The organism is Streptomyces sp. NPDC048506, from assembly GCF_040651315.1.
Lineage (GTDB): Bacteria > Actinomycetota > Actinomycetes > Streptomycetales > Streptomycetaceae > Streptomyces.
Genome location: NZ_JBEZIX010000059.1, coordinates 1 through 12,380 on the forward strand (window position 1 = coordinate 1; position 12,380 = coordinate 12,380).

Below are 12,380 nucleotides of genomic sequence, written 5' to 3' on the forward strand. Positions count from 1 at the left end.
CGCACGTTGATCGGGATCTGCGCGCGGACCGCGTACTGGGTGGAGTGGTGGCGCCGCTTCGGCCCGCCCTCGGGCAACGACCCCAAACTCCAGGATCCGGTCGGCCGGTACGTGCTCTGCACCTTCGTGAAGGGCACCAACATGGGCCCGTACGAGGCCGCCCGCCACATCCCCGGCGTGAGCGGGCACGAGCTGGCCTACGTGGCGGACCGGCACTTCTCCCTGGTGCTGCTGAACGAGGCCATCGCCGACCTGGTCAACGCGCATGCCCGTCTGGACATCTCGCAGGCGTGGGGCGACGGCACCGTCGTGGCCGCCGACGGCACCCACATGGACACCTACCTCGACAACCTGCTCGCCGAGACGTCCGTCCGGTACGGGAAGCCGGGCGGCATCGCGTACCACCACATCTCAGACACCTATATTGCGCTTTTCACCCATTTCATTCCGTGTGGGGTGTGGGAGGCCGTCTACATCATCGAGGGCCTGCTCAAGAACGCCTCTGAGGTCAAGCCCACCACCGTGCATGCGGACACGCAGGGCCAGTCGCTGCCTGTCTTTACCCTTGCCCACCTGCTGGGCTTCGACTTGATGCCCAGGATCCGGAACTGGAAGGGCCTGACCTTCTACCGATCGAGCAAGCAGAGCGAGTACGTGCACATCGACGCCCTGTTCGGCGAGGTGGGGAAGAGCGTCATCGACTGGGACCTGATCGAATCCCAGTTCCGGCACCTGATGCGGGTGGCCGTCTCCGTCCGCGAGGGCGTCATCTCCTCGGCGACGCTGCTCAAGCGGCTGCGGTCGGGGTCGCACAAGAACGCCACCTACGCAGCGTTCCGCGAGGTCGGCCGCGTCATCCGCACCGTGCAACTGCTGCGGTATCTGACGGACGCCCCACTTCGCCGGCGGGTGACGGCGGCGACGAACAAGGTCGAGTCCTTCAACCGGTTCTCCCAGTGGGTCGGCTTCGGCAACCAGGGCGTCATCGCCGACAACGACCCCGTCGAGCAGGAGAAGGCGATGAAATTCAATGCTTTGTTGACGAACACGGTGATCTTCCACAACGCCCTGGACATCGCCGAGACCGTCCGCCAGCTCCTGGAGGAGGGATGGGAGATCGATCCGGAGGACCTGGCCCAGGTCTCCCCGTACCTGACCGAGCACATCAAGCGGTTCGGCGAGTACTCCACCCACGAACTCGGCATCCAGCCCGAGGCCTACGACCCCAAGCTCGACGTCGACTTCACCCAGCTCCGCGAACAGGAACCGGCCACCTCCGGCTTCGGCAAGGCCGCCTGAGCACCGAAGAACCACGGCGTGCGGGGCGGGAAGAGCGGCGATCCCGCCCCGCTATCGGACTGACGGCAGGAACGCCCTAGCCGTCGACGAAAGTGACCGTCTCGGCGAGCGGGGCCCGGTCGATGCGGTCGTGACACGCGGCCGGGGCCTCGAACCCGATGGACACGCCGCAGAACAGGATCAGTCCGGGTGGGGGCAACACAGCCTCTGCGACGGTCCGGCAGTACACCGACCACGCCATCTGAGGGCAGGTGTGCAGCCCCTCGGCACGCAGCAGCAGCATGACGGTCTGCAGGTACATGCCGAGGTCAGCCCATTGGGCCAGTCCCATGTCGCGGTCGATGTAGCAGAACAAGGCCGCGGGCGCACCGAAGCAGTCCCAGTTCGCGGCAACGGCCGCCTCACGCGACCGCCGGTCCTCGCGTGAGATTCCGAGCGCGGCGTAGCGCTGCTCCGCGGCGGCGGATCGGCGCTCCCGGTAGGGAGACTTCAGTTCGGGCGGGTACATCTGGTACTCCCGCTCGTCCCCGGGGTCGCCTGCGGCCACCCGCTCGGCGGCGCGTTTCTTCAGCTCCGCCAGCGGCGCGCCAGTCAGCACGTAGACGTGCCAGGGCTGAAGGTTCGCCCCGGACGGTGATCGGGCTGCGGCGGACAACACACGTTCCAGCGTTTCCCGGGGGATCGGCTCCCCGCTGAACCGGCGCACCGCCCGTCGGCTCGCAACCGCTTCGTAGACGTCCAAGACAAGCTCCCTGCATATCGACTCCGAGCCCCGCCAGCCACCTGATGTCGGGACCCTCTACGGTGGTGACGGTCGGCGACGGGGAGAGGTGACCGGTGAGCACGCACGACGGCCTCGCAGAGGGCTTCGAGACGCACCGCAGCCGGCTGCGCGCGGTCGCTCAGCGCATGCTTGGCTCGCACAGCGAGGCGGAGGACGCCGTCCAGGAAGCCTGGCTGCGACTGGCCCGGACCGAAGCCGACGCCGTGCACAACCTGGGCGGCTGGCTCACGACGACGGTCTCCCGCATCTGCCTCGACATGCTGCGGGCCCGCGCATCACGGCGGGAGGACCCAGCAGGCCACCCGGTGCCCGATGAGGGCCCAGATCCCACTGTGGGTGGCCGCCCGGAACAGGAGGCAGTGCTGGTCGACTTGGTGGGCCGCGCCCTTCTGGTCGTGCTGGACAGGCTTGGCCCCGCCGAGCGTGTCGCGTTCGTGCTGCACGACATGTTCGTCGTGCCGTTCGACGAGATCGCCCCCGTCGTGGACCGTTCCGTCGCCGCTGCGAAGCAGCTCGCGAGCCGGGCTCGGCGCAAGGTACGGGGCGCCCCCGCCGTCCCCGGCGCGGAGCTCGCCCGGCAGCGGCTCGTGATCGAGGCGTTCCTGGCGGCGGCGCGAGCGGGCGACATCGACGCGGTCCTCGCGGTACTGGCGCCCGACGTCGTACGGCGTGCGGACCGCGCGGCCCTTCCAGAGGGCAGACCGGTCGAGGTGCGCGGTGCGCGGGCCGTGGCGGAGGAGATCGTCGTCTTCGGACGGAACGCGCACGTCGCGGAGCCGGTACTCATCGGCGGCGCCGTGGGGGTCGCGGTCGCGCCGTACGGACGACTGCAGCTCGCCCTTACCATCACGACGGCCCGCGAGAGGATCACCGGGTACGAACTCATCGCCGACCCGAACCGACTTCAGCAACTTGATCTGGCCCTCCTCGACGAAGCCATCACCCTCGGCGGCTAACCCGGCCTCGGTACTGGTGGGCTCGCGTATTCAACTGTCACCAGTTCTCCGAGGAGTCCAGCCTGGTGGTGACCGCCAGTGGTCCCCAGAGGCGTATCGGCTCCAGGTGCCTCCGGCTTCGGAGGCCAGCTTGGCCGCGGTGACCCGGTGATAGCTCAAAGCCTCCGCGACGACCGGGGCGGGCATCTCCAGCACGTGCTGCCGGATCGCGGCGGTGCGACCGGCGGTGGTGGGGATGCCGATGTCGTTGAGGAGCGCTGCCAGAACGTCGGGATGGATCGGTTGCCCGGCTCGGCGGCCCGGGAACAGCCACCGGCATGCGTGGTTGGTCGCGGTGTTCATGTTGTCCCGGCTGTCGATCCAGCGGAACAGGAGTTCCGCGAGGGGTTCGGGAACGGGGGACGGCGGCTCGCCGAGCCGGAGGAGGGTCTGCTGGGCGGTGCGGGTGACGTCGTCCAGAGTGAGGCGGACGACGCGGCTGAGCGGCTGGGCGTAAAGCAGGACGATGCTCCCAGCAACGCGGACTCGCAGAGGCAGGCTCGGGTCGGTGAGAAGGCGGCCGATCAGCTCCAGGCGCTCGGCCTGCGGCATCGGTGCCGCCTGGCTGATCTGCACTGGAGGCAGCCGGAAGGGCCGGGTGAGCTTGCTGGCCGAACACCACAGCAGGAAGTTCCGGATGGTGTTGCCGGCGTGCTGGTTGTGTTCGGCGTGCCATGCGTCGATGCCGGTTTGGCCGCAGGTGGCGAGGGTGTGGCCCCGGTCGACGAGCCAGTCGAGGAACGCGGTGCCGGTGGTCGAGCACCTGGCCGCACAGCTCGGCATCGAGGACCCGTCGGTGGTGAAGCGGTACACCGAGCGGCCGAAGACGGCCTACGAGCACGCGTGGGAGATCCGGGACGCCTACGAGTACCACGAGTACGACGATCCCGAGTGGTCCCGGCGGTTCCGTACGTTCCTGCACGGCCGGGCGTGGACGCACGCCGAGGGCCCGAAGGCGCTGTTCGACCACGCGGTGGGCTGGCTGCGCCGCAACCGGGTGCTGCTGCCGGGCGTGTCGGTGCTGGCCCGGCAGGTGTCGGAGGTGCGGAAGGTCGCGGACAAGCGGCTGCACGCCACCGTCGCGGGCGCCGCCCGCCGCGCGGACCCGGCGCTGCCCGGGGATCTGGTGGCGACGCTGAAGACGCCGGAGGGCTCGCGGTTCTCCGAGCTGGAGCGGCTGCGCCGGCCGCCGACGCGGACCACAGGCACGGCGTTCGCCCGCGCGCTGGAGCGGGTGGACGAGATCGGCGCGTACCGGCTCGGTCGGCTGAGGCTGTCGCAGATCCCGCCGAACCGGATGGCGGCGCTGGCCCGGTACGCGCTGGGGTCGAAGGCGCCGCTGCTGGAGCGGGCGGCGGAGCCGAAGCGCACGGCGATGCTCACCGCGGTGATGCGGCACTTGGAGGCGAAGGCGGTCGACGAGGCCCTGGATCTGTTCCAGGTCCTGATGGCCACCCGGCTGCTGAGCACGGCGAAGCGGAAGACGGAGAAGGAGCGGCTGTCGACGCTGCCGCAGTTGGAGAAGGCGTCATGGGTGCTGGCGCGGGCGGCGAAGGTGCTGTTCGAGGAGCTGGAGCTGGTCGAGGAGCAGGAGGCGGACCTGGACGTGGCCGCGCTCTGGGCAGCCGTGGAGGAAGTTGCCCCGCGCGCCGCCGTGATGACCGCGGCGGCCACCGTGGTGACCCTGGTGCCCGAGGACGAGAACTCGGCCGAGATCGCCATGCGGGCCGCGCTCGCGAACCGGTACGCGACGGTGCGCCCGTTTCTGTCGCTGCTGGGCGAGTCGAAGGCGCTGGATGCGGCGAGCGCCGGGAAGCGGGTCCTGGCCGGGGTACGGGATCTTCCGGCGCTGGCGCGGCGGAAGGTGGGGGTCAAGCCGCTGCTGCCGCGCGAGGTGGACGACAAGCTGGTGCCGCCCGCGTGGCGCAAGGCGGTGTACGCCAACCCTGATCTGCCGCAGGGCGCGGCGGACCGGGACGCGTACGTGGTGTGCGTGCTGGAGCAGCTGCACCGGGCCCTGAACAACCGCGACGTGTTCGCCGCACCGTCGCACCGCTGGTCCAACCCGCGGGCCCGCCTGCTGGACGGGCCCGACTGGGACGCGGTCGAGGAGGACGTGCTGGCCGGGCTGAGCCTGGACATGCCCGTCACCGAGCACCTGGCGGAGCTGGTGCGGGGCCTGGACGCCGGATGGAAGCAGCTCGCCGAACGGCTGGAGGAGGCGGGGCCGGCGGCGAAGGTCTCCATCGAGGTGCAGGACGACGGGCGGGTGAAGCTGAACGTCGACAAGCTCGGCGCCCTCGGCGAACCGAAGTCCCTGACCTGGCTGCGCAAGCGGGTTGAGAGGATGCTCCCGAAGATCGACCTGCCGGACCTTTTGTTCGAGGTGAACGCCTGGACCGGGTTCCTCGACGCCTTCGTGCACCTCGGCGACGGCACGACCCGGATGAAGGACCTGCCCACCTCGGTGGTCGCGCTGCTGGTGTCCGAGGCGTGCAACATCGGCCTGGCCCCGGTGGTCAACCCCGGCTACGAGGCCCTGACCCGGGCCCGGCTCGTGCACGTCGACCAGTACTACCTGCGCGCCGACACCATCGCCGCGGCGAACGCCGCGCTGATCGCCGCCCAGGCCGGCATCCCGATCGTGCGCTACTGGGGCTACGGGCTGCTGGCCTCGGTGGACGGGCTGCGCTTCCAGGTGCCGGTGCGCACCATCAACGCCGCCCCGTCGCCGAAGTACTTCGGGTTCAAGCGGGGCATCACCTGGCTCAACGCCGTGAACGACCAGGTCGCGGGCATTGGGCAGATGGTCGTGCCCGGTACTCCGCGCGACTCCCTGCACATCCTGGACGCCTTGCTGAACTTGGACGGCGGGGTGAAGCCCGAGATGGTGGCGACCGACAACGCCTCGTACTCGGACATGGTGTTCGGCCTGTTCAAGATCCTCGGCTATAACTTCAGCCCGCGATTCCGCGACCTGGACGATCAGCGGTTCTGGCGGGCCACCATGCCCGGCGTCGAGACCGGCACCTACGGCGCGGTGGAGGACCTGGCCCGCAACCGCGTGAACCTGAACAAGGTGATCACGCACTGGCCGGACATGCTGAAGGTCGCCGGTTCCCTGGTCACCAACCAGGTCCGCGCCTACGACCTACTGCGCATGTTCGGCCGCGACGGCCGCCCGACCCCGCTCGGGGCGGCGTTCGCCGAGTACGGGCGGATCGCCAAGACCGAGCACCTGCTGCGGGTCGTCGACCCGGTGGACGACACCTACCGCCGGCAGATGAACCGGCAGCTCACCGTGCAGGAGTCCCGCCACAAGCTCGCCCGCGACGTGTGCCACGGCAAGCGCGGCACCATCCACCAGGCATACCGCGACGGGATGGAGGACCAGCTCGGCGCGCTCGGCCTGGTCCTTAACGCCATCGTGCTCTGGAACACGAAGTACCTCGACGCCGCCGTCGCCCAACTGCGCGCCGAGGGCCACGAGATCCGGGACGAGGACATCGCCCGGCTCTCCCCGCTCAAGCACCGCAACCTGAACCTGCTCGGCCGCTACAGCTTCACCGCCTCCACCCCGGCCGCCGGCGCCCTGCGCCCGCTGCGCGACCCGGACGCCCCGGAGCTGGAAGAGGACGATGACGGCAGCGAGGACTGAGTCGACGCTTCCGGAGGTCGGCGGTTCGGCCTTCGAGTAAGGGGCCTCGGGGAACTCGGTTGTCCCGGCGAACTGGCACTTCTCCCAGGCGGACTGCCCCCAGCGGGTTCGGATGGGAGTAGTTGCGGCAGAAGAAGGTGCCGCTGAGATTGGTCATGGTCGGCTAGGCGGCGCGCGCCGCCTGACCGCGTTCCGGTGATCACCCGACAAAGACGGTGCGGAGAATGTCGGGTGACCGGGGCAGGTATCGCCGCACGATGGGGGCATGGATGACACGACCTTGGTTGCCCGTTTCCTCCGCGACGGTTTCGTGAAGTTGGAGGGCGCCGTCGCGCCGCGCGTGGCCGCAGACTGTGCACGGCTGCTGTGGCGGGAGACGGGCTGCGACCCGGACGACCCGTCGACGTGGACGCAGCCCGTGCACTGGGTGGGCGGCATGGCTCAGGGACCGTTTGCCGCCGGTCCCAACTCCCCGTCCCTGCATCGCGCGTACGACCTGCTCGTCGGCGCGGGACGCTGGGAGCCACGCTACTCGCTGGGCACGTTCCCGCTGCGCTTTCCGCACGAGGAGGAGCCGGACGACGCGGGCTGGCACATCGAGGGGAGCTATCTGCCGGAGGGCGAGAGCTGGTACTTCACCAATTTGCGCTCCCAGGGCCGGGCGCTGCTGATGCTGTTCCTGTTCAGCGAGGTCGGTGAGGAGGACGCCCCGACCCGGATCCGGGTCGGCTCGCACCTTGACGTGCCGAAGGTGTTGGAGAAGTACGGGGAGGACGGGGCGAGCGGGCTGACCCTCGCGCCCGATCTGGTGGCGGCGTCCGACCACCGGCCACTCGCCCTTGCGACCGGGTCCCCAGGCGACGTCTTCCTGTGTCATCCGTTCCTGGTGCACGCGGCGCAACCGCACCATGGGGTGCGGCCACGCTTTATGGCGCAGCCGCCGCTGATGCCGGCAGCGCCGTACGAACTGGAGCGGGCCGACGGCGCGTACTCACCCGTGGAGATTGCGATCCGCCGGGGTCTGGGACAGGACACTCCCGGTCCAGACGGAGACGGCACCGACCGCAGCGCCCGATAGACGTGCTTCAGACCATCGCTGGCAAGGTGGTCGTGAGAAGGGAAAGGAGGCCGGGCATGCTGGAGCGGCTGAACCAGGCCATGGAGCACATCGAGGGGCATCTCGACCAGGACCTTGACGTGAAGGAACTGGCACGCATTGCCGCCACCTCGGAGCACCACCTGCGCCGGATGTTCTCCGCGCTCGCAGGAATGCCCCTGCTGGAGTACGTTCGGCGCCGCCGGCTCACCCTCGCGGGCGCCGAGGTACTCGCGGGACGTGAGACGTTGCTGGAGATCGCTGTGCGCTACGGCTACGGCTCCGGCGAGGCGTTCGCGCGAGCGTTCCGTGCCATGCACGGCATCGGACCCGGCGAGGCCCGGCGTACCGGCGCCGCGCTCAACTCCCAGTCCCGGATGGCCTTCCGCCTCACCATCGAAGGGAGTAGCAGTATGCGATACCGCGTCGTGGACAAGGCAGACTTCACCGTCGTCGGGCTCAAGACCCGGGTACCGCTGGTGCATGCCGGGCCAAACCAGGCGATCAAGGACTTTGTCCGGGGGATCGATCCGCAGACGCTGGAGCGCCTGGAGAAGCTCTCGGACCAGGAGCCGCACGGCATCGTCGCAGTCTGCGACGGCATGGACCCCAGCCGGGCCGAGGGCACTGTCCTCGACTACCACCACGGCGTGATCACCTCCGCGGTCGCTCTTGAGGGCACGACTACGTTGGCGGTCCCGGCCGGCACCTGGGCGGTCTTCACCACCTCCGGGCCGGCGCCGCAGGCCATCCAGGAGCTGTGGCGGGACGTGTTCACCGAGTGGTTCCCGTCGAACCCGTACCGCACCCGCACCGGCCCTGAGATCCTGCGCACCCGCCTGTCGCCGCAGAAGACGGAGGTCGATGCCGAACTGTGGCTAGCCGTGGAGCCTGAGCACTGCTGAGTCAGCGGCACCCTGTCGAGCACTTCGACAATGTCCCCGCCTGTCGGCAAACGATCGGATGAAGACAGGTGCGACGGGCGTCCAATGAACCCAGGGTTTTCGGGGTCTGTTGGCGGCGCCGATCCAATCGGATCCGATGGCAGATGATGACAGGGTTTGCTGACAGCTAGGGTTGGATGCGACCACCACCACGGGGAGCGGCATGGCCAACCTGGTCTACAAGCGGGTGTCGACCGACCGGCAGTCGACCGACCGTCAGAACCTCGTCCTGGACGAGGCCAGAATCGAGGACCCGGTCGTCTTCGAGGAACAGACCGGCACCTCCAGCCGCCTCCACCCGCTGGAGCGGCCGAAGTTCGGCGAGCTGCTCGCGTACGCGCGGCCGGGCGACACCGTGCACATCTCCGAGATGTTCCGCCTAGTGCGCGGCACGGGGCACATCCTCGACGTGCTCGACGTCCTGCACCGCGACCGCCTCGCCCTGCGCATCCACGACGGCGCGTTCTCCGCGATGGACCTCACCGCCCGCCACCCGCGCACCGGAGAGCTGCTGTCCACCGTGAAGTTCATGGTGCAGACCCTCGCCGCCGCCGGCGAACTCCAACGCGACCTCCAGCGCGAACTGACCTACGACGGCCTGCGGGCCGCCGAGGCCAAGGGCAACAAGGGCGGGCGCCGCCCCGCCGTCCCCGCCGACAAGACCGACGCCGTGCGCACCGCGTACCTGGAGGGCCGGTCCATCGCCGCCCTCGCCCGCGACCACGGCGTCAGCCGCGGCGCCATCCGTACCGCCGTCGCCGACCTCCTGCCCGAGCACACCGCCGCCGGCCAGGACGCCCCGGCCCCGGAACTGCCGGTCGCCCTCGACATGCCGGGCAAGGTCGCCGACTCCCTCCGTACCGCCGACCTGGGGCCCGCCGAGCGCGTCGCGCTCGACCAGGGCGTGACCGTACGGCGCGGCCAGGGCTACACCCTGCGCGTCACCGCCGTCCCGGCCATCCATCGCCGACTCCTCGACCTCTGCCAGCCCCTCGATGGCGGCCAGGGCACCCCGGCGGTCCCGGCCCAGCGCAAGGCCCGCCGCGAGTACGCGAACCGCGTCAGCACCCTCGCGGGCGACACCCCGTAACGAGCCGTCCGGGTCTCAAGATCAACAACTGGCGGCTTCTGGGCTCACCTCGGCGACACCCCCATCACGGTCTGTTGATAACGCTGGTGCGCTGGTCGTCGTAGGGAATCCGGTTGGCGGTTACTCGGGGGAGTGGGTAGTCATACCGGCCTCGATAAACTCGCGCTGGTGTCCTTGCTCGGCCCGTTGAAGGCAGCAGGTCGGTGATACGGCATCAGCACGAAGCCGATCGCCTGGGTCAGGAAGTCAGGGCGCGGCTCGGGAAGCTGCGGGCTCGGTCCGCCGACGGGAGGTCTGGTGACTCGTGATGAGGCGCTCAAGGAGCTGGGCCGTATCGCGCACGAGAGAGCGTTCGGCGGATATTTCGCCTCCGACACCCTTATTCGCGTCGGTCTGGACGCATTGCTTGCCGGGGTCGAGAGCGAGTCCCTTGCGATGCTGGCCGGCCTCGGCCGCAACGAAGAGCTCGAAGCGCCGGACCTCTTCGAGCAGGTGCTGTACGAGCTGGGCCTTGACGTCGAGGTACCTGCCGATGCCCGGGCTGCGAGGTGGGCCCTGGCCTACTGGATCGCCGGTCAGATGGTGGAAGGTTCCCTCGACCCCGCGGTCGGCGCCTTCCGGATCTGGCGTGACGTCGCCTTGGACTTCGAATACCCCGACACGCTGCAGCCGCTCGTCATGTGCGCGCACACCCTCGGCGCCTGGGACGAGAACTGGGACGTACCCGTCGAAAAGCTCAAGAACGACGCGGTCGAGGCAGCTGCACACTTCCTGAGCCAGCAACCACCAGCCGAGCACGACTGACCCCGGCAACGTCCTCAGTTGACGCGCCCAGGTGTGCTGGGTAAACGCGTGGAGGTGACGTCACCTCACTGACGTGGAATTTCTATGCATTCCGCGCGCCGCTTCGCCGGGCTGGCCTGCCCGTTGCTGATGGTGTCTGTGGCCGCGTGCACTCCGGAGGCGGCCCACCAGAACCTGGGACTCCGGCGCCTCGAAGTGGACCGCTGAACGCCGCGAGCGCGACGCCAGCGACATGGACGCCGAGCGCAGCCTCATCGCGGTCAACCTCGGTTCCAACCGCTCCAAGGGCGACAAGGACCCGGCTGAGTGGATCGAGATGGCCAACTATGGCTCGTGTGACTGATTGCTTCATCTGGCGGGACTCGCCGACTGAAGCGCTCATGAAGCCCGCTTCGGGTCAAGTCGCCTGGGTCTGCTGCACGATCGGGTGGCATCTGAACTGGCTTGCCCTGTAGGGCGGGTGGGAAGGATGTCGCTGTGCCCAAGCCTTATCCGGAAGAGTTCCGCCAGGACGTCGTGCGGGTCGCGAGGAACCGCGGCCCGGGTGTCACGGTGGAGCAGGTGGCCACCGACTTCGGGGTCCACCCGATGACGTTGTGGAAGTGGATGCGTCGGGCGGATATCGACGACGGGTCCAAGCCCGGGGTGACCAGCCAGGAGAGCGCGGAACTGAGGGAAGCACGTCGGCGTATCAAGCTGCTGGAGCAGGAGAACGAGGTCCTGCGCCGGGCCGCGGCCTATCTGTCGCAGGCGCATCTGCCGGGACCTCGCTGTTCTTGCCGAACCCGCGCAGCGCCTGCCGCACCTCTTCCTGCCGCCCCAGCTCGTAGGTCTCGCTGATCGCGGCGTCGCCCGCTGCATCACCGGTGCCCCGCATCCGGTCCAGCACCTCGTCCGTCCACGTACCGGCGGGCATTCTGCCTCCTCGGAATAAGTCACGAGCGATGCCCACCTCTACCACCCCACAGGGTTCTTCAGCGGGAACCTCACCCGGATGAGGAGAGGGCGGTGGCGGGCTGCGACCTCCATCTACTTCAGGTCCAGAGGCGACGCCTGGACGGGAAGGCCGGTCCGCCGTCGCCGCTCGCACGCTGACGTATCCGGGCGAGGCCGAGCGCGCACCACCGGGGTCCGGCCGCGCTGTGACCAGGTCTTCGCCTGCGGCGGCGTCATGGAGAATCCGGCTTCGTCCTCGTAGACGAGCCAGGCTCCACGGGCCGCCGCGAGCCTTCCGCGCAGGGCCACACCTCCTTGACCCACCCGGCAACTGTCTCGTCGTCCCGCTCCATGGCGCGTCGGGCCGGGACCTGGCCGGACCAGCCGTTACGGACCAGGAGCTTGCGCTCGTGTAGGTGAGGTGAAAGCGCCGCCCGATCACCGTCTTGACCCGCGCAAGCGTCCACCGTTGGTCCTCCCAGCCGTGTGCGGCCGGCCCCTTGGCCAGCCACACCTCCAGCTGCGCGAACTGCTTCTGGCTCAGCCGCGGAGCGACGCCGGTCCTTGCGACCGCAGAGCTCGCGGACCGCCCTCGTTCCACGTACGCCGCCACCGCTGCACCGACCGGACGCTGACCCGCAGGTCCTTGGCGATCGCTGCACTCGCCTCATTCAGGGCGAACCGTTCCGCAGCCTGAAGTCGTAACCACTCGCGTAACCGTTGCCGTTCGGCGGTCAGCCCTCCCCCTTGTGGATACCGCATGCCTCGGTGATA

10 protein-coding genes and 4 pseudogenes are annotated in these 12,380 nt (G+C 69.3%); 9 read left to right on the forward strand and 5 right to left on the reverse strand.

What is annotated here, in order from left to right; translation table 11 throughout:
• Positions 1 to 1,299: transposase (locus AB0C96_RS35485; RefSeq protein ID WP_362923366.1), on the forward strand; the 1,299-nt coding region annotated here is incomplete at its 5' end.
• Between the two features lie 76 nt (positions 1,300 to 1,375).
• Here the strand turns inward: AB0C96_RS35485 and AB0C96_RS35490 are convergent.
• Positions 1,376 to 2,041 (reverse strand): nitroreductase, encoded by a 666-nt coding sequence (locus tag AB0C96_RS35490; protein WP_362923367.1) that lies wholly within the window; start codon positions 2,039 to 2,041, stop codon positions 1,376 to 1,378.
• Between the two features lie 95 nt (positions 2,042 to 2,136).
• On the opposite strand from AB0C96_RS35490, the gene AB0C96_RS35495 reads away from it, so the two are divergent.
• Entirely contained in the window at positions 2,137 to 3,039 is a 903-nt protein-coding gene (locus AB0C96_RS35495; protein WP_362923369.1) for a sigma-70 family RNA polymerase sigma factor, read from the forward strand.
• Between the two features lie 30 nt (positions 3,040 to 3,069).
• On the opposite strand, the gene AB0C96_RS35500 is transcribed toward AB0C96_RS35495, so the two are convergent.
• Positions 3,070 to 3,861, reverse strand: coding sequence for a hypothetical protein (locus tag AB0C96_RS35500; protein ID WP_362923371.1), 792 nt, complete (start codon positions 3,859 to 3,861; stop codon positions 3,070 to 3,072).
• On the opposite strand from AB0C96_RS35500, the pseudogene AB0C96_RS35505 reads away from it, so the two are divergent.
• The 7 genes and pseudogenes from AB0C96_RS35505 to AB0C96_RS35535 all read left to right on the forward strand — a co-directional run.
• Positions 3,827 to 6,736, forward strand: a pseudogene (locus AB0C96_RS35505) (Tn3 family transposase); the annotation flags it as partial. The gene AB0C96_RS35500 and the pseudogene AB0C96_RS35505 overlap by 35 nt on opposite strands.
• A 265-nt stretch (positions 6,737 to 7,001) precedes the next feature.
• Entirely contained in the window at positions 7,002 to 7,814 is an 813-nt protein-coding gene (locus AB0C96_RS35510; protein WP_362923373.1) for a phytanoyl-CoA dioxygenase family protein, read from the forward strand.
• Between the two features lie 56 nt (positions 7,815 to 7,870).
• Positions 7,871 to 8,737, forward strand: a complete 867-nt coding sequence (locus AB0C96_RS35515) for an AraC family transcriptional regulator (RefSeq protein WP_362923375.1) — start codon at positions 7,871 to 7,873, stop codon at positions 8,735 to 8,737.
• Between the two features lie 202 nt (positions 8,738 to 8,939).
• Entirely contained in the window at positions 8,940 to 9,866 is a 927-nt protein-coding gene (locus AB0C96_RS35520; RefSeq protein WP_362923377.1) for a recombinase family protein, read from the forward strand.
• Positions 9,867 to 10,163: 297 nt separating this feature from the next.
• Complete coding sequence (locus AB0C96_RS35525) at positions 10,164 to 10,670, forward strand: hypothetical protein (protein ID WP_362923378.1); 507 nt, start codon at positions 10,164 to 10,166, stop codon at positions 10,668 to 10,670.
• A gap of 84 nt (positions 10,671 to 10,754) precedes the next feature.
• Positions 10,755 to 10,877, forward strand: coding sequence for a hypothetical protein (locus tag AB0C96_RS35530; protein WP_362923380.1), 123 nt, complete (start codon positions 10,755 to 10,757; stop codon positions 10,875 to 10,877).
• 309 nt (positions 10,878 to 11,186) lie between these two features.
• Positions 11,187 to 11,324, forward strand: a pseudogene (locus AB0C96_RS35535) (helix-turn-helix domain-containing protein); the annotation flags it as partial.
• A 37-nt stretch (positions 11,325 to 11,361) separates the two neighbouring features.
• Here the strand turns inward: AB0C96_RS35535 and AB0C96_RS35540 are convergent.
• The 3 genes and pseudogenes from AB0C96_RS35540 to AB0C96_RS35550 form a co-directional block, all read right to left on the reverse strand.
• Complete coding sequence (locus AB0C96_RS35540; RefSeq protein ID WP_362923465.1) at positions 11,362 to 11,586, reverse strand: hypothetical protein; 225 nt, start codon at positions 11,584 to 11,586, stop codon at positions 11,362 to 11,364.
• Positions 11,587 to 11,774: 188 nt separating this feature from the next.
• Positions 11,775 to 11,843: pseudogene (locus AB0C96_RS35545) on the reverse strand (IS630 family transposase); the annotation flags it as partial.
• Positions 11,840 to 12,368, reverse strand: a pseudogene (locus tag AB0C96_RS35550) (winged helix-turn-helix domain-containing protein). The pseudogenes AB0C96_RS35545 and AB0C96_RS35550, both read right to left, overlap by 4 nt.
• Positions 12,369 to 12,380: the final 12 nt, after the last annotated feature.